Origin of the sequence: Paracoccus sp. S1E-3, assembly GCF_013868135.1 — a bacterium.
In the GTDB taxonomy this organism is placed as follows: domain Bacteria; phylum Pseudomonadota; class Alphaproteobacteria; order Rhodobacterales; family Rhodobacteraceae; genus Paracoccus.
In genome coordinates this window covers 1,151,318-1,168,623 of sequence record NZ_JACEMU010000004.1, presented here as the reverse complement: position 1 = coordinate 1,168,623, position 17,306 = coordinate 1,151,318, and the positions used below count along the sequence as shown (strand labels likewise).

Annotated in this window: 17 protein-coding genes; 9 read left to right on the top strand and 8 right to left on the bottom strand. The window is 63.9% G+C overall.

Features of this window, described 5'->3' with window-relative positions:
• Positions 1-23: 23 nt before the first annotated feature.
• The 6 genes from H1S04_RS05810 to H1S04_RS05785 all read right to left on the bottom strand — a co-directional run bounded on the left by H1S04_RS05810 (position 24) and on the right by H1S04_RS05785 (position 6,034).
• Positions 24-527, bottom strand: a complete 504-nt coding sequence (locus tag H1S04_RS05810; RefSeq protein ID WP_181744576.1) for a YbjN domain-containing protein — start codon at positions 525-527, stop codon at positions 24-26.
• Positions 528-724: 197 nt separating this feature from the next.
• Positions 725-1,738, bottom strand: coding sequence for a sn-glycerol-3-phosphate import ATP-binding protein UgpC (locus H1S04_RS05805; RefSeq protein ID WP_181744575.1), 1,014 nt, complete (start codon positions 1,736-1,738; stop codon positions 725-727).
• Positions 1,738-2,586 carry a sn-glycerol-3-phosphate ABC transporter permease UgpE gene (ugpE, locus tag H1S04_RS05800; protein WP_181744574.1) on the bottom strand — a complete coding sequence of 283 codons (849 nt, stop codon included), beginning with the start codon at positions 2,584-2,586 and terminating at the stop codon, positions 1,738-1,740. Before ugpE ends, H1S04_RS05805 begins: the two co-directional genes overlap by 1 nt.
• The gene (gene ugpA, locus H1S04_RS05795; protein ID WP_181744573.1) at positions 2,586-3,464 is read right to left on the bottom strand and encodes a sn-glycerol-3-phosphate ABC transporter permease UgpA; all 879 of its coding nucleotides are present in this window, start codon (positions 3,462-3,464) and stop codon (positions 2,586-2,588) included. Before ugpA ends, ugpE begins: the two co-directional genes overlap by 1 nt.
• A 58-nt stretch (positions 3,465-3,522) precedes the next feature.
• On the bottom strand, positions 3,523-4,842 hold the full coding sequence (ugpB, locus tag H1S04_RS05790; protein WP_181744572.1) for a sn-glycerol-3-phosphate ABC transporter substrate-binding protein UgpB: 1,320 nt from the start codon (positions 4,840-4,842) through the stop codon (positions 3,523-3,525).
• Positions 4,843-5,008: 166 nt separating this feature from the next.
• Positions 5,009-6,034, bottom strand: a complete 1,026-nt coding sequence (locus tag H1S04_RS05785; RefSeq protein WP_181744571.1) for a DUF808 domain-containing protein — start codon at positions 6,032-6,034, stop codon at positions 5,009-5,011.
• 124 nt (positions 6,035-6,158) lie between these two features.
• Here H1S04_RS05785 and cobS point away from each other — a divergent pair, with 124 nt between their 5' ends.
• Genes cobS through H1S04_RS05760 form a run of 5 tightly spaced genes read left to right on the top strand, consistent with a single transcriptional unit; the run spans position 6,159 to position 11,938 of the window.
• Entirely contained in the window at positions 6,159-7,136 is a 978-nt protein-coding gene (cobS, locus tag H1S04_RS05780) for a cobaltochelatase subunit CobS (RefSeq protein WP_181744570.1), read from the top strand.
• Entirely contained in the window at positions 7,136-7,378 is a 243-nt protein-coding gene (locus tag H1S04_RS05775; protein ID WP_181744569.1) for a hypothetical protein, read from the top strand. Before cobS ends, H1S04_RS05775 begins: the two co-directional genes overlap by 1 nt.
• 3 nt (positions 7,379-7,381) lie before the next feature.
• Positions 7,382-9,250, top strand: a complete 1,869-nt coding sequence (cobT, locus tag H1S04_RS05770) for a cobaltochelatase subunit CobT (RefSeq protein WP_181744568.1) — start codon at positions 7,382-7,384, stop codon at positions 9,248-9,250.
• Positions 9,251-9,252: 2 nt separating this feature from the next.
• Positions 9,253-10,128: a hypothetical protein gene (locus H1S04_RS05765; RefSeq protein ID WP_181744567.1), complete on the top strand. Its 876-nt coding sequence runs from the start codon at positions 9,253-9,255 to the stop codon at positions 10,126-10,128.
• A 19-nt stretch (positions 10,129-10,147) separates the two neighbouring features.
• On the top strand, positions 10,148-11,938 hold the full coding sequence (locus H1S04_RS05760) for an aminopeptidase P family protein (RefSeq protein WP_181745410.1): 1,791 nt from the start codon (positions 10,148-10,150) through the stop codon (positions 11,936-11,938).
• Positions 11,939-11,988: 50 nt separating this feature from the next.
• Here H1S04_RS05760 and H1S04_RS05755 read toward each other — a convergent pair whose 3' ends face one another.
• Complete coding sequence (locus tag H1S04_RS05755) at positions 11,989-13,302, bottom strand: short-chain fatty acid transporter (RefSeq protein WP_181744566.1); 1,314 nt, start codon at positions 13,300-13,302, stop codon at positions 11,989-11,991.
• A 125-nt stretch (positions 13,303-13,427) separates the two neighbouring features.
• Positions 13,428-15,026: a phosphoenolpyruvate carboxykinase gene (locus H1S04_RS05750; RefSeq protein ID WP_181744565.1), complete on the bottom strand. Its 1,599-nt coding sequence runs from the start codon at positions 15,024-15,026 to the stop codon at positions 13,428-13,430.
• A 159-nt stretch (positions 15,027-15,185) separates the two neighbouring features.
• On the opposite strand from H1S04_RS05750, the gene H1S04_RS05745 reads away from it, so the two are divergent.
• From H1S04_RS05745 to H1S04_RS05730, 4 genes are read left to right on the top strand one after another with little or no spacing between them, the layout of a single operon-like run.
• Complete coding sequence (locus H1S04_RS05745; protein ID WP_181744564.1) at positions 15,186-15,653, top strand: HPr kinase/phosphorylase; 468 nt, start codon at positions 15,186-15,188, stop codon at positions 15,651-15,653.
• A gap of 20 nt (positions 15,654-15,673) precedes the next feature.
• Positions 15,674-16,615, top strand: a complete 942-nt coding sequence (gene rapZ / locus H1S04_RS05740) for an RNase adapter RapZ (protein ID WP_255435533.1) — start codon at positions 15,674-15,676, stop codon at positions 16,613-16,615.
• Positions 16,612-17,028: a PTS sugar transporter subunit IIA gene (locus H1S04_RS05735; RefSeq protein WP_181744562.1), complete on the top strand. Its 417-nt coding sequence runs from the start codon at positions 16,612-16,614 to the stop codon at positions 17,026-17,028. The genes rapZ and H1S04_RS05735 overlap by 4 nt, the downstream gene beginning before the upstream one ends.
• Positions 17,025-17,303, top strand: a complete 279-nt coding sequence (locus tag H1S04_RS05730) for an HPr family phosphocarrier protein (RefSeq protein WP_181744561.1) — start codon at positions 17,025-17,027, stop codon at positions 17,301-17,303. The genes H1S04_RS05735 and H1S04_RS05730 overlap by 4 nt, the downstream gene beginning before the upstream one ends.
• The last annotated feature ends 3 nt before the right edge of the window (positions 17,304-17,306 follow it).

Here is a 17,306-nt window from a genome sequence, read left to right as displayed (position 1 = left end):
GGGCAGCAAAGGATGCGCCCCGGCTATGCCCGTCCGTAGGCCGGACCCATGGCGATGTCCAGAGCGGCCTCGGGCGCGGTATCGCCCCAGGCGACCAGCTGGAAGGCCGGGTAGTAGCGTTCGGCCTGCTCCAGCGCGTTGCGGATCATGTGGTCGATCTGTTCGGCGCTGGCGATGGCGTCCCCGGCCAGAACGAGGCCGTAGCGCCAGACCATCATCCGCTGATGGGCCCAGAAGGTGAACGCGCCGTCCCAGACCTGATCGTTGGTCAGATTCAGCGTTTCATACAGCGCAGGCGTCCGCGCGGCGGGCGGGTCCATGTCGAAGGTGCAGATCAGGCGCAGCATCTCCTCGGGTCCCGACCAGGCCAGCGTCACTGAATAGGTGCGCCACTGGCCTTCGACGGTCATGGCGATCTGATCGTCGGCGAAGCGGTCGAATTCCCAGGCGTGATGCGTGGCCACCGTCTCGACGATGTCGATGGGGTGGATGTCGTCGGAATGGATATAGTTGTCCGCCTGCGCCATGCCTGCTGTCCCCTGCATATGGTGGTGCACCCACCTTTTCTTGCGTAGGACCACGACAGGATGTGGTTTTCCCCATCTGTCCTACAACATCAGGGTGGCCGACAGGGGCTGCGCTGTAAAGAGAATTTCCGCTGAAGGAAGCAAAATCTTGTGGATGAATCGGCGCCGACCACCAGATGCGTGAGCCGGCGCCGAGGTCAACCCTGACCGAGCCGCGCGCCGGTTTCCATCTGAAACAGGTGAATATCCTGCGGTTCCACCTTCAGGCGCAGGCTCTGCGGCAGATCGGTATCGGCGGGAAGGGTGACGGTCAGGGGCTCGCCCGCCACATGGCCGTGCACAAGACGGGTGGCGCCCAGTTCCTCGACCGCGTCGATGACCATCTCGATCTGGCCATCGGCGGCGGGGATCAGGTCCTCGGGGCGGATGCCGATCAGGCCGGCATGGCCGGTGCCGGGCAGATGCGGCACCGCACGGGCCGGAATCAGGTTCATCGCCGGGCTGCCGATGAAGCTGGCCACGAAGGCCGAGGCCGGGTTGCGATACACTTCAAGCGGGGTGCCGATCTGTTCGATCCGGCCCTTGTTCAGCACCACCAGCCGGTCGGCCAGCGTCATCGCCTCCAGCTGGTCATGCGTCACGTAAAGCGAGGTCGTCCCCAGCCGCTTCTGCAGTTCCTTGATTTCCAGCCGCATGGTGATGCGCAGCTTGGCGTCGAGGTTCGACAACGGCTCGTCGAACAGGAAGGCCGCCGGTTCGCGCACGATGGCGCGACCCATGGCGACGCGCTGGCGCTGCCCGCCCGACAACTCGCGCGGCTTGCGGTCGAGGAAACCGCCGATCTGCAGGATCTCGGCGGCTTCGGCGACGCGGCGGTCGATCTCGGATTTGGGGGTGCGGCGGTTCTTCAGTCCATAGGCGAGGTTCTGGCGCACCGTCATATGCGGATAGAGGGCATAGTTCTGGAAGACCATGGCGATATCGCGCTCGGCCGGTTCGATATCGTTCACGACGCGGCCGCCGATGCTGACCGTCCCTTCGGAAATGCTTTCCAGTCCGGCGACCATGCGCAGCAGCGTGGACTTGCCGCAGCCGGACGGCCCGACCAGCACGATGAATTCGCCGTCCTTGATGTCGATATTGATGTCTTCGACCGCGCGGGTGCCCCCCGCATAGACCTTGCCCAGTTTGTCGATGGTGATCTGCGCCATTATTTTTCTGTCTCCACGAGGCCTTTGACGAACAGCCGCTGCATGAAGATCACCACCAGAAGCGGCGGCAGCATGGCCAGGATGGCGGTCGCCATGATGTAGTTCCACTGCGGGTCGGTATCGGCCACGGTGGACATGCGCTTGATCCCGGCGACGATGGTATACATGTCGGAATCGGTCGTGATCAGCAGCGGCCAGAGATACTGGTTCCACCCATAGATGAACATGATCACGAAAAGCGCCGCGATATTGGTGCGCGACAGCGGCAGCAGGATGTCGCGGAAGAATTTCATCGGCCCGGCGCCGTCGATGCGGGCGGCCTCGGTCAGTTCGTCCGGCATCGACAGGAAGACCTGCCGGAACAGAAAGGTCGCCGTGGCCGAGGCGATCAGCGGAATGATCAGCCCCGGATAGGTGTTCAGCATCCCCAGATCGGCCACCACCTTGAAGGTGGGCACGATGCGGACCTCGACCGGCAGCATCATCGTCGAAAAGATGATCCAGAAGGCAGCCATGCGGAAGGGGAAGCGGAAATAGACGATGGCGAAGGCCGAGGTGATCGAGATGGCGATTTTGCCAAGCGCGATCCCCAGCGCCATCATCAGCGAGTTGAGCATCATCCAGCCCACCGGCGGCATCCCCGAGGTGGAGATCCCGCGGCTGAGCATCCGGCTGTAGTTCTCATACGCCTGATCGCCGAACCACATCGGCACCGTTCCCCGCAGGAAGTCGTTGGAGGCGTGGGTCGAGGCGACGAGCGCCACCCAGACCGGCAGCGCCACCACCACCACGCCGAGGATCAGCACCAGATGGGCGAGGAAGTTCAGGAAGGGGCGATTTTCAACCATCAGTAGGCCACCTTCTTTTCGACATAGCGGAACTGGATCACCGTCAGCACGATCACGATGAACATCAGGATCACCGATTGCGCCGCCGAGGAGCCGAGATTCTGGCCGACGAAACCGTCCTGATAGACCTTGTAGACAAGGATATTGGTCGATTGCGCCGGGCCGCCGAAGGTCGTGGCGTCGATCACCGCGAAGGTTTCAAACATCGCATAGACGATATTCACTACCATCAGGAAGAAGGTGGTGGGCGACAAGAGCGGCAGGGTGATGGTGAAGAAACGCTTCACCGGCCCCGCGCCGTCGATGGCGGCGGCCTCGCGCAGGCTGGCGGGGATGGATTGCAGGCCCGCGAGGAAGAACAGGAAGCTGTAGGATATGCGGCTCCAGCTGGAGGCGAGGACCACCAGGATCATCGCGTCGGTCGGGTCCGAGACATAGTTGAAGCGGATGCCAAGCTGCGCCAGCACATAGGTCAGGATGCCGATCGAGGGGTTGAAGATGAACCACCACAGGATCCCCGCGACGGCGGGGGCGATGGCATAGGGCCAGACCAGCAGCGTGGTATAGACCTTGCCGCCCCGGATCAGCCGGTCGACGGCCACCGCCATCAGCAGAGCGAAGCCCATCGTCAGCAGCGTGACCGAGATGGTGAAGATGGCCGTCACATGGAAGCTGTTCAGATATTCGGGGCTGGACCACAATTGCTTGTAATTCAGCAGCCCCACGAATTCGGTGCGCAGCCCGAAGGCATCTTCGCGCAGGAAGCTTTGCCAGACCGCCTGACCGGCGGGCCACAGAAAGAAAATCGCCGTGATGGCCAGCTGCGGGGCAAGCAGCAGCCAGGGCAACAGGCGGTTGTTGAACAGGGCGCGTTTCATCGACGGCTCCGGCAAAGGGAACGCGCCCGCAAAAGGATTTGCGGGCGCGGACCTGAGGTTACTGGTTCTGGGCGGCGAATTCTTCGATCAGCTTGTTGCCGCGCTCGACGACGCTGTCCAGTGCGGCCTGGGCGTCTTTCTTGCCGGCCAGCAGCTGCTCGAATTCCTCGTCGATGATGGTGCGGACCTGAACATAGTTGCCGAAGCGCAGACCCTTGGAGTTGGCGGTCGGCGGGTTCAGCGTGATCTGCTTGATCGCGGTATCGGCGCCGGGATTGGCCTCATAGTAGCCCTGCTCCTTCGACAGCTCGTAAGCCGCCGTGGTGATCGGCAGATAGCCCGAGAACTGGTGCCAGTCGGCCTGTACCTCGGGGCTGGACAGATAGTTGAAGAACTTCGCCACCCCTTTGTATTCCTCGGGGTCGCGGCCCTGCAGCACCCACAGCGTCGCCCCGCCGATGATCGAGTTCTGCGGCGCGCCTTCCACATCGGCATAGTAGGGCAGCATGCCGAAGCCCAGCTCGAAGTCCTTCGAGTTCTCGACCACCGCCGCGCGCGAGCCCGACGAGTTCATCATCATCGCGCATTCCTGGCTGTAGAACATCGGGGGCGCGTTGTCGCCGCCGAGCGGGCCCGCATATTTATACAGCCCCTCATCGGCCCATTTCTTCAGATTGCCCCAGTGCTTGACCTGCACGGGACCGTTCAGCTCCAGCCGGGCATCCAGACCGCCAAAGCCGTTATCCAGCGTGCCGATGGGCTGGTTGTGCCAGGCCGACAGGTTCTCGGTCTGGATCCAGCTGACCCAGCCGGTGGTGAAGCCGCATTTCGCCGCGCCCGATTCGATGATCTTCTTGGAGGCCGCCTCCATTTCCTCCCAGGTCTTCGGCGGTGCATTCGGGTCGAGGCCGGCTTTCTCGAACACGGTCTTGTTGTAATACATGATCGGGGTCGAGCTGTTGAACGGCATCGACAGCATGTTGCCCTCGGTGTCGGTATAGTAACCGGCCACGGCGGGCAGATAGGCGGCGGGATCGAAGGGTTCCCCCTGATCGGCCATCAGCTGATAGACGGGATAGACCGCGCCCTTGGCGGCGATCATGGTGCCGGTGCCGACTTCGAAGACCTGCACGATGGCGGGCTGTTGCTTGGCGCGGAAGGCGGCGATCGCGGCGGTCATCGTTTCGACATAGTTGCCCTTGTAAGAGGGCTTGATGACGTAATCGCTTTGCGACTCGTTGAAGTTCTTGGCGATTTCTTCCAGCTTCGTGCCCAGCTCGCCACCCATGGCGTGCCACCACTGGATTTCGGTCGCAGCATTGGCGGCGGTCAGCGATGCAATCAGCGCGATGGCTGATGCCGAGAAGATGCGGGTCATTGAAAAGTCCTTCCTGTTGAGGGCGTTGCCTGACTAGTCTCGGCCCGTGAAGGCCGGGTGTCGGTTCTGTGACGGAACTGTGACAGATTCCGCGGGTCGGTCAACAGGTTGAAAAAGGGCGACAAGCCCGCGCTTGCCGCCCTTTTTCCTTAATATCCAGCAGGGCCTAGCTGGCCCTGCGCCGGAACAGCGATTTCACGCCGTTGATGAGCGGCACGATGGTCACTTTCGCGACCGGCACGATCACATATTCCGACAAGGGAATCAGGATCAGGCCGAGAATCAGCCCGAAGATGCCGTCGAAGAAAGCGGTGACGAACCAGCGCACGAAGCCGGGCGCCTGTGGAACGGCGGCGGCGGCGAGTTCGGCCTGATGTTTGATCCATTCGTAGATGCTGTGATAGCCGAGTTCGTGCAGGCCATGGATGACGATATTGCCTCCGACCCAGATCATGGCGGCCGTGCCCACCACGGTCAGCACCGCCATCAGTTTCGGCATCAGCTTGACGATCCCGCGCCCGAGCGCCGCGATCGGCCCGTTGCCGCGCCGCGCCATCGCCAGACCCACATCGTCCATCTTCACGATCAGCGCCACCGCGCCGTAAACGGCGACGGTGATCAGCACGGCGACGACGAACAGGGCGGCGGCCTCCATCGCGAATTTGGCCGGGCCGTGGATGGGGCTGTCCGCCATCAGCCGGGTGACCTCATTCAGCGCGATGGTCATGATTTCCGCAGACAGGATGAAGTCCGTCTTGATCGCGCCGGCGACCTTGGATTCTTCCAGTTGCGCGGCGTCGCCCTTACCCCCTTCATATTTGTCATGCGGGTCGTTCCTGGGCGCGATGGCGTGATAGACCTTCTCGGCCCCCTCAAAGCACAGATAGGCCCCGCCCAGCATCAGCAGCGGCGCGATCGCCCAGGGCGCGAAGGCCGACAGCAGCAGCGCCACCGGCAGCAGGATGACGATCTTGTTGAACAAGGACCCGCGCGCGATCTTCCAGATGATCGGCAGTTCGCGCTTGGCGTCGAAGCCGTGCACGTATTTCGGCGTCACCGCGGCATCGTCGATGACTGCGCCCGCGGCCTTGACGCTGGCCTTGGCCGCCATGCCGGTGACATCGTCGACCGAGGCAGCCGCCACTTTGGCGATCCCGGCCACATCGTCCAAAAGGGCGATCAATCCGCTCATCCGAAATCCTTTCCTGTTCCCGTGCATAATACCGCCCGAAGGCGAAGGTTCCAGCCTGCCGATGCTTGCGCCGGGCGCGCGAATGCTTCATCAAACTTGCGACATTCTGGGAAAGGGCAAGGCCATGGCCGATCTGGACGCGAACGCGAAACCGACCGAGGAAATCGACCTGCGCGAGGTCTTCGGGCTGGACAGCGACATGAAGGTCAAGGGGTTTGCCGAACGCACCGAACGCGTGCCCGATATCGATTCGACCTACAAGTTCGATCCCGACACGACCCTGGCGATTCTGGCCGGCTTTGCCTATAACCGCCGGGTGATGATCCAGGGCTATCACGGCACCGGCAAGTCCACCCATATCGAGCAGGTGGCGGCGCGGCTGAACTGGCCCTGCGTGCGCGTGAACCTCGACAGCCATGTCAGCCGGATCGACCTGATCGGCAAGGACGCGATCAAGCTGGTCGATGGCAAGCAGGTCACGGTTTTCCACGAGGGCATCCTGCCCTGGGCGCTGCGCAACCCGACCGCCATCGTGTTCGACGAATACGATGCCGGCCGCGCCGATGTGATGTTCGTGATCCAGCGCGTGCTGGAAGCCGACGGCAAGCTGACCCTGCTGGACCAGAACGAGGTGATTACGCCGAACCCGTTTTTCCGTCTGTTTGCGACGGCGAACACAGTGGGTCTGGGTGACACGACCGGGCTTTATCACGGCACCCAGCAGATCAACCAGGGTCAGATGGACCGCTGGTCGCTGGTCTCGACGCTGAACTATCTGTCGCATGATGCCGAGGCCGCCATCGTCCTGGCCAAGAACCCGAATTACAACAATGAAAAGGGCCGCAAGATCATCAACCAGATGGTCACGCTGGCCGACCTGACCCGCACCGCCTTCATGCAGGGCGACCTCTCGACGGTCATGTCGCCGCGCACGGTGATCTCATGGGCGCAGAACGCGCGCATCTTCGACAATGTGGGCTACGCCTTCCGGCTGACCTTCCTGAACAAGTGTGACGAGCTGGAGCGCCAGACCGTGGCCGAATTCTATCAGCGCCTGTTCGACGAGGAACTGCCGGAAAGCGCTGCGGCAAAGGCGGGGTGATGGGCGGCGCGGCCATCGCCTGCAGCCTGCTGGCACTTTTCGCCAGCGCGCCGCTTGTGCGGGTCGAGGCCGCCCCTCGTTTTCAGCCGATGGAGCAGTTCGTGTTCAAGCCGCTGTATTCGGACAGCAACCGTGCCCCCGCACGAGCCGCTTGTGCCCATCGAACTGGACTGCCGCGCCGGGACCCGCTTTTGAATAGTGACGCGGACACCGGACGGAACGCGGCGAAAAGCACAGGTTGAAGCATGAACAAATCCGACAACCCCGCCGATCCCTTCAAGAAGGCACTCACCGAGGCCACCCGTGCGCTGGCGGATGAGGCCGAGCTGAACGTGACCTTCACCGCCGACCCCTCGGGCGTGTCGGGCGATACGATGCGGCTGCCTCAGGTCTCGCGCCGCATGACGCGGGATGAGATTGTGCAGGCGCGCGGCACCGCCGATGCGCTGGCGATGCGGCTGCGCCATCACGACCCGGCGACCCATGCGAAATACGCCCCCGCCGGTCCGATGGCGCGCGAGATCTTCGAGGCGGTCGAGACCGCGCGGGTCGAGGCGCGCGGCGCGCGCGACATGCCGGGCGCCCTGTCCAATATCGATGCCCGCATGGGCGCCGAGGCCGAGCGTCGCGGTTACGGTCAGGTCAAGCAGCCTGCCGATGTGCCGCTGGCGGTCGCCGCGGGCTATCTGCTGCGCGAGGCGGCGACCGGCCGCCCGCTGCCGCCCGCCGCCGCCCATGCGGCCGAATTGTGGCGCCCCTTCGTCAGCCAGCAGGCCGGCCATGTGCTGGAAGCGGCGCGCACGACGCTCGACGATCAGGCCGCCTTTGCAAGGCTGGCGCGCCAGATGATCGAGGATCTGGGCTATGGCGACCAGCTGGGCGAGGACCCGGACGCCGAACCCGAAGACGATGCCAGCGAAGACGCGGAACCCGACCCCGAATCCGGCGACAACCAGTCCCGCGATCAGGACGAAAGCGAGGACAGCGAAGCCTCGCCCGAGCGCAGTCAGGAACGCACGCAGGACGAACGTCAGGCGCAGGTGTCGATGGACGATTCGTCCGAGGAGATGATGTCGGAAGAAGCCGACATGCCCGACAGCGAGATGCCGCAGGAATTGCCGCCCCCGGTCAGCGATGCCAGCGCCGATTACAAGGTCTTCACGCAGGCCTATGACGAGGAGATCAGGGCCGAGGATCTGGCCGAGCCGGCGGAGCTGGAACGCCTGCGCGCCTATCTGGACAAGCAGCTTGAACCGTTGCGCGGCGCGGTCAGCCGGCTGGCCAACAAGTTGCAGCGGCGCCTGCAGGCCCAGCAGAACCGCAGTTGGGAATTCGACAAGGAAGAAGGCGTGCTCGATGCCGGGCGACTGGCCCGCGTGGTCGCCAATCCGACGACGCCTTTGTCCTTCAAGGTCGAAAAGGACACCGAGTTCCGCGACACCGTGGTGACGCTGCTGATCGACAACTCCGGCTCGATGCGGGGGCGGCCGATCAGCATCGCCGCGATCTGCGCCGATGTGCTGGCCCGCACGCTGGAACGGTCGCAGGTCAAGGTGGAAATCCTTGGCTTCACCACCCGCGCCTGGAAGGGCGGCCAAAGCCGCGAGCTGTGGCTGAAGGAAAACCGCCCCGCGCTGCCCGGACGCCTGAACGACCTTCGCCACATTATTTACAAAGGGGCGGATGCGCCCTGGCGGCGGGTCCGCCCCAATCTCGGGCTGATGATGAAGGAAGGCCTGCTGAAGGAAAACATCGATGGCGAGGCGCTGGAATGGGCGCATCGCCGACTGGTCAAGCGGCCAGAGGCGCGCAAGATCCTGATGGTGATTTCCGACGGGGCGCCGGTCGATGATTCGACCCTGTCGGTCAACCCGGCGAACTATCTGGAAAAGCACCTGCGGGACGTGATTGCCATGATCGAGAAGCGCCGGCAGGTCGAACTGCTGGCCATCGGCATCGGTCATGACGTGACGCGCTATTATGAACGCGCCGTCACCATCACCGATGCCGAGCAACTAGGCGGCGCGATGACCGAACAGCTTGCCGGCCTGTTCGAATCCGACCCACGCCAGCGCGCGCGGGCCATGGGGCGTTCACGCGTGGGGACGAGGTAGCCATGGCAGACAAGCCGAACGATCCGGCTGAGCGCGAGGTTGCGTTGGAAATCTCGGCCGAAGATCTGGCCTCGGCCGATCTGATCGGCCCGAAAATCGCCGCCTTCGCCCGCCTGCGCGAGGATATCGCGGCGGCGGATTTTGACGGCGGAACGGTCAATCTGCGCTATTATAGCGGCGGCCAAGTGGCGCTGGATGTCGAGGATGTGCTGGCGGTATTGCAGCAGATGGAAGACGATCAGGCGGTGAAGCACTATCTGGACCAGGCCCTGAGCGAGCCGTCCGAGGAAGCGATCTACCTGCTGCCGGTGCTGAAGGGCCCGGACTATATCGACGCCGTTCGGGCGCAATTACGCGATGCCGGGCTGCCCGACGATCAGCCGCTGCCCTTCTGGTATCAGCCGCTGCGCACCGGGCTGAACGTGATCCTGATGCAGGATTCGCCGCAGATGATGCGCTCGGTTTCCGAAGCGGAACTGGCCGAGGCCGGTCTGGACATGGACGCGGCCCGCCAGCGGGCGATGCAGGATCTCGCCCGCTATTGCCACGAGCGCGACCTTCAGATCGGGTCCATCGACGACAAGCTGTTCCAGCTGCAGCTGGACGGCAATTACGAGGCGAGCACCTATTTCCTGTCCGGTCTCTGGGACGATATTCAGGACGAATTCGGCGCGCCGCCCGCGGCGCTGTTCGCCGCCCGCAATGTGGTGATCTACGCCAATACCGCCGACGCCGAGGCGATGCGCCTGCTGGACATCCTCGCGGCCCAGGGCGGTGAGAGCCCGGCCCATGCCGTCGCGCCCCATCAGATCCTTTACTGGACAGATGATGGCTGGTCGCTTCAGCCCGCGGAAGCGGCACAGGGCGACCCGCATTAACCGACCCGACAGGATGACCATGTTTCAGACCTTCACCGAGATTGCCGATCCCGCGAAACATCCCCCGCGCCTCGCCGCGCTGCGCAAGCTTATGGCGGCCGATGGGCTGGACGCCTTTCTGATCCCGCGCGCCGACGCGCATCAGGGTGAATATGTCGCCGATGCCGATGCGCGCCTGCGCTGGCTGACCGGATTCTCGGGCAGCGCGGGGCAGGCCATCGTGACGGCCGACCGGGCCGGCGTTTTCGTCGATGGCCGCTACCGCGTGCAGGTCAAGGCCGAGGTCGATCTGGCCCATTTCACCCCTGTCCCTTTCCCCGAAGTGAAGCCCGGCGACTGGCTGGTCGAGGCGCTGCCCGATGGCGGCCGGGTGGGCTTCGACCCGTGGCTGCACACCCATCGCGAAATTTCCGATCTGCGCATGCGGCTGGACCCCGAGGGCATTGCGCTTGTGCCGGTCGAAAACCTCGTCGACCGGATCTGGACCGACCGGCCGGATTCGCCGGTGGGACAGGTGCGGCTGCATGACGATGCGCTGGCGGGCGAAACGGCGGCGCAGAAGCGCGCGCAGATTGCAGCCGCGCTGACCGATGCGGGGCAGGGCGCGGCGGTGATCACGCTGGCTGATTCGCTTGCCTGGCTTTTGAATATCCGCGGGGCGGATCTGCCCCGGAACCCGGTGGTTCTGGGCTTTGCGGTGATCGATGATTCCGGCGCGGTGCAGGTCTTTTCCGACCCGGCGAAGTTCGACGAAACGGTGCGCCGTCATCTGGGCAACGCGGTCTCGATCATCCACCCGGCGGGTTTTCCGGCCGCGCTGGCGACGCTGGATGGCACCGTCCGTGTCGATCCCGCCACCGCCCCCGAGGCGGTGTTCCAGATCCTGACCGAACAGGGCACGACGGTCATCCCCGCCGACGACCCGGTGGTGATGCCGAAGGCGCTGAAAAACGCCGCCGAAATCGAAGGGATGCGCGCAGCCCACCTGACTGATGGCGCGGTGATGGCGCGCTTCCTCGCGTGGCTGGACAGGACCGCGCCGGGTGGGCTGACTGAAATCGATGTAACCACCAGGCTGGAGGAGATGCGGCGCGAGGCCGGGATCCTCGACATCAGTTTCGACACCATCGCCGGCGTCGGCCCACACGCGGCGCTGCCCCATTACCATGTGTCCGAGGCCAGCAATCTGCCGCTGGCGAATGGTCAGGTGTTGCTGGTCGATTCGGGCGGCCAATACCCGAATGGCACCACCGACATCACCCGCACCATGGCCGTGGGCGAGATGGACCCGCAGGTTCGCGACGCCTTCACCCGCGTGCTGCAGGGCATGATCGGTGTGTCGCGCCTGCGTTTTCCAAAGGGTGTCTCGGGGCGCGATCTGGACCCGGTGGCGCGCGCGCCCTTGTGGGTGGCAGGGATGGATTACGACCATGGGACTGGTCATGGCGTGGGCGCGGCCCTGTGCGTCCATGAAGGCCCGGCGCGGATCAGCCGCGCCTCGGAAGTGCCGCTGGCGGTGGGGATGATCCTGTCGAACGAGCCGGGCTATTACCGCGAGGGTGCGTTCGGAATTCGCATCGAGAACCTGCTGGTGGTCCAGCCGGCCGAAAGCCGCGATGGTCGCTATATGCTGGGCTTCGAGACTCTGACCTTAGTGCCCATCGACCGCCGTCTGATCGAGGCCGGGATGCTGTCGGGCGAGGAGCGGGACTGGCTGAACGCCTATCACGCCGAGGTTTTCGCGCGGATCAGCCCGCTGGTCGATGCCGACACGAAGGCCTGGCTGCAGACCGCGACCGCGGCGATCTGAGACGAGCGACGAGCGGATACGCCGCGCCGTTCTGGCGCGGCGTTGTCATATCAGGCGAACAGCAGCACCGCGCCGATGATGATGCCGGTGAACAGCAGCGCCACCACGCAGAAGCCCATGATGTCACGCGGCTTCAGCCCCGCGATGCCCAGCATCGGCAGCGCCCAGAATGGCTGGAGCAGGTTCGTCCAGGCATCGCCCCAGGCCACCCCCATGATGACTTTCGGGATGTCGGCGTTCAGCGCCTGCGCGGCGGGCAGCATGATCGGCGCCTGAACCGCCCATTGCCCCCCGCCCGAGGGGATGAAGATGTTGATGATCCCGGCGGAGATGAAGCTCCAGAACGGCAGTGTCTCGGCGGTGGAGATCGCCACGAACCATTCCGACAGCGTGGCGGCAAGTCCCGATCCGGTCATGATCGCCATGATCCCCGCATAGAAGGGGAATTGCAGCACGATGCCCGCGCCGCCCCTCACGGCTTCCTCCAGCGCGGCCAGCAGGCTGCGGGCGGTGCCGTGCAGGATGATGCCCACGAACAGGAACAGGAAGTTCACAACATCCAGGTTCAACCCGCCGCCGCCGGCAAAATATTGCACCAGCCAAATGATCCCCGGAATGCCGATGGCCCACATCAGGATGCGCGAATTCTCCAGCCGCTCGGCGGGGGTGGCGTTCGCGGGCAGGGGGGCGGGGTCGGTCGTGCTGCCCAGCTTGGCCGGATCGACCAGAACGACCTCCTCCTCGCGCGGCATCATCATGTAGTTGATCAGCGGCAGGGTCGCGAAGATCAGCGCTACGATCAGCAGGTTCCACCACGAAAAGATCGTGGCCGAGGTCGGGATGATGCCGATCACGCTCTCGGTGAAATGTTCCGGCGTGGCGACCGTCAGCGGGATCGATCCCGAAATCCCGCCATGCCAGACCACGAAGCCCGAATAGGCCGAGGCCACCAGCAGCCGGTAGTCGACCTTGACCTGCCGGGCCAGCTCGCGCGCAAAGATCGCGCCGACGACCAGCCCGAAACCCCAGTTCAGCCAACTGGCCGCCAGCGAGACCAGCGTGACCATGATGATCGCGGCCCCTGCGGTTCTGGCGAATCCCGCCAGCCATTCCAGCAGCCGCTTGACCGGCGGCGAGGTCGCCAGGATGAAGCCGGTGACCAGCACCAGCAGCATCTGCATGGCGAAGCTGAGCAGCTTCCAGAACCCGTCTCCCCAGATGACGATGATATCAAGGGGGTTGGCGCCCTCGATTCCGATGGCGGCCGCCATGACCACCAGAGTCAGGATGACGACGAAAACGAATGCGTCGGGCAGCCAGCGTTCCATCAGACGGGTTGCGGGGCGCGACAGGATGCGCAGCATGAACTCCTCCTCACTTTTTATGCATTTCAAACTTGCTGCGCGGCGAAGCTGAGGGCAACCTTTTCACGCAGCCGCACATGGAAACGCCCGCCGAAAGGCGGGCGTTTGTCGTTTTGGCCGGGTGCTCAGCCGATGGCGGCCAGCCGCACCTGATCGTCGACCTTGTCGATATATTGCGCGAAATTGTCCGAGAACATCTGCACCAGCTTCGCCGCCTGCGCGTCATAGGCCGCAGCATCGGCCCAGGTCTGGCGCGGATCCATCAGCTTGTCGTCGACACCGGGAACCGAGACCGGGACCTCGAAGCCGAAATTCGGGTCCTTGCGGAACTGGGCGGCGTTCAGCGACCCATCGAGCGCGGCGGTCAGCAGCGCGCGGGTGGCCTTGATCGGCATCCGCGAGCCGGTGCCGAAGGCGCCGCCGGTCCAGCCGGTATTCACCAGCCAGCAGGTGGCGCCGGTCTCGGCGATCTTCTTCTGCAGCAGCGCGCCATAGGCCTCGGGACGGCGCGGTGTGAAGGGCGCACCGAAGCAGGTCGAGAAGGTGGGCGTCGGCTCGGTTACGCCGACCTCGGTTCCGGGGGTCTTCGAGGTGAAGCCCGACAGGAAATGATACATCGCCTGCGCCGGGGTCAGCCGCGCGATGGGCGGCATCACCCCGTAAGCATCAGAGGTCAGCATGATGACATTCTTCGGAACGCCGCCCAGGCCGGTCTCGGAGGCATTCGAGATATAGTCGAGCGGATAGGCCGCGCGCATGTTCTCGGTGATCGAGCTGTCCCGGAAATCCAATTCCAACGTGTCGGGATCGAAGACCATGTTCTCGATCACGGTGCCGAACCTGCTGGTCGTCGCGTAGATTTCCGGTTCCGCCTCGGGCGAGAGGTTGATGGTCTTGGCGTAGCAGCCGCCTTCGAAGTTGAAGACGCCCTTGTCCGACCAGCCATGTTCGTCATCGCCGATCAGTACCCGCGACGGGTCCGCCGACAGCGTTGTCTTGCCCGTGCCCGACAGGCCGAAGAAAATCGCCACGTCGTTTTCGTCGCCCTCAGCATGGTTGGCGCTGCAATGCATCGGCATCACGCCGCGCGCCGGCAGGATGTAGTTCATCAGCGTGAACACGCCCTTCTTGTTCTCGCCCGAATATTCGGTGTTGCCGATCAGGATCAGCTTCTTGTCGAAGTTCAGCGCGATCACGGTCTCGGTCCGGGTCCCGTGCCGTTCCGGGTCGGCCTTGAAGCTGGGGCAGTTGATGATGGTGAATTCAGGCACGAAACTGGCCAGTTCCGAGGCGTCGGGGCGGCGCAGCAGGTGGCGGATGAACAGATTGTGCCAGGCCAGTTCCGACACCACGCGCACGTCCAGCCGCTGTTCGGGGTCGGCGCCTGCATACAGGTCCTGCACGAAATATTCGCGGCCCTTCATATGCTCCAGCATGTCCGCATAGAGCAGGTCAAACGCCTCGGGCGCCATCGGCTTGTTGTTTTCCCACCAGATGTTGTCCTCGACATCGGGGGTGCGGACCACGAACTTGTCCTTGGGAGACCGACCGGTATGCTTTCCGGTCGACACCAGGAAGGCCCCGCCAAGGCCCAGCGTGCCTTCACCGCGGGCGACGGCGCGTTCGATCAGGGCGGGTTCCAGCAGGTTGTAATAAACCGCGCCGACGCCCTCGATTCCCTGATCTTCCAGCTTGAAATTTGGGTTTACTCGGGGCTGCGACATGGGGGGAGATCTCCGCTTGGCAAGGACAGGAGCGTCCGTCCCGGTCCCTATAACATGGAGTTTTTATGAAAACAGAGGCCATTGGCAGATGTTAGCGAAATCACTCGCAGTTAGCGCAACCAGAGGTAAAATGAAGGCCGGAGGCGACAGAAACCGACCATGGAAAACGGCCCGGAAGTGATTCGAACCGAGACCATTCATGCCAGTGCCGTGGCGCTGGACGGGCGGGGGGTGTTAATCCTCGGGCCGTCGGGCGCTGGGAAATCGTCACTCGCCCTGCAGTTGATCGGGCAGGGGGCGCAACTGGTCGGCGACGACTGGATCGTGCTGGACCGGGTAGGAGGGGATGTGGTGGCGTCCGCCCCTGCCGCGCTTGACGGCCTGATCGAGGCGCGCGGCATTGGCCTGCTGCGCGCCCCCGCCCGGCCCGCGCCCTTGCGGCTGGTGGTCGACCTGGGTCGGATCGAACAGGCGCGGCTGCCGCCAATCCGCCACACTACCGTAATGGATATATCACTCCCCCTTGCTCTTGGGCCGCTGACAGCCCATCTTTCATCAGCGATTTGCCTGTTATTGCGGGGCGGGCGCATCGATCCCGAAGAAGGGCTGTCACCGGAAACGCGATGAACGATATTTCCAACCAGCAGATGACCGCGCCAGAGCCTGGCACCGAGGAGGTGCAGACTCGGGTGGTGCTGGTCACGGGACCGTCGGGGGCAGGGCGCTCCACGGCGATCAATGTGCTGGAGGATCTCGGCTATGAGGCCATCGACAACCTGCCCCTGTCGCTGGTCCCGCGTCTGCTGGAAGGACCGCCGCGCCCCGCCCCGCTGGCCTTGGGGCTGGACGTGCGCAACCGCGATTTCTCGGCCTCGGCGGTGATCGAACTGATCGACCGGCTGACCCGCCATCCCGGTTTTCAGCCTGAAGTGCTGTATATCGAATGCGATTCGACGACGCTGGTGCGGCGCTATAACGAAACCCGCAGGCGCCACCCGATGGCCGAGGCGGGCGCGCCGCTGGACGGTATCCAGGCTGAAAAGGACCTGCTGGGACCGATCAAGGTGCGGGCGGATGTTCTGGTCAACACGTCGGACATGACGCCGCACGACCTGAAGGCGGAACTGGCGCGTTTCTTCGAAACCACCTCGGCCAACCGGCTGACGGTCTCGGTCCAGAGCTTTTCCTATAAGCGCGGCGTACCGCGTGGCATCGACATGATGTTCGACTGCCGCTTTCTGGACAACCCGTATTGGCGCAGCGAACTGCGCGCAAAGGACGGCCGCGATGCGGCCGTTCAGCATTTCGTCCAGGCCGATTCGCGCTTTGTCGAGTTCTTCGACAAGGTGCGCGACCTGATCCTTTTCGTCCTGCCAGCGCATCTGTCCGAGGGTAAAACCCATCTTGCCATCGGATTTGGCTGCACTGGCGGCCAACATCGTTCCGTCACTTTGACGGAATTGATGTCCACGGCGCTTGCTGAACAAGGCTGGCAGGTGTCTAAACGCCACAGAGAACTCGAACGCCGCGAAGCTGACGCGGCCCATCATACAGTTTCGGCTTCCACGCCTCAGGGAACGCAGATTTGATCGGAATTGTCATCGTCGCACATGGCGGTCTGGCGCGGGAATATCTCGCAGCCATGGAACATGTCGTAGGCCCACAGGCCGGTGTGCGTACCGTCACCATCGAAGATATCCACGACCGCGCGGCGAAAAGCCGTGAGATCTGTCTCGCCACCGACGAGGTCGACGAGGGCGACGGCGTCGTCGTCGTCACCGACCTGTTCGGCGGATCGCCGTCCAACCTGTCGCTGCCCGCCTGTTCGGCCCGCAACCGGGTGATTCTTTACGGCGCCAACCTGCCCATGCTGGTCAAGCTGGCCAAGCTGCGCCACCTGCCCGCCGGTCAGGCCGCAGCCATGGCCGCCGAAGCCGGGCGGAAATACATCGACAGCTACAACGTCTACGACGAGATGATCCCGCGCAAGGTCGCGCAATGACCGACCCGATCAGTCGGGTTCTGCCCATCGTCAACGAGAAGGGGCTTCACGCGCGGGCCTCGGCGAAATTCGTCGAGACGGTCGAGCGTTTTGACGCCGAGGCGCGTGTGACCCGCGACGGCATGACGGTCTCGGGCGATTCGATCATGGGGCTTCTGATGCTTGCCGCCGGGCGCGGATGCGAGATCGCTTTGCAGACCTCGGGGCGGCAGGCCACCGAACTCGCCGACGCGCTGACCGATCTGGTGGCACAGCGCTTCGGCGAGGATTCCTGAGCT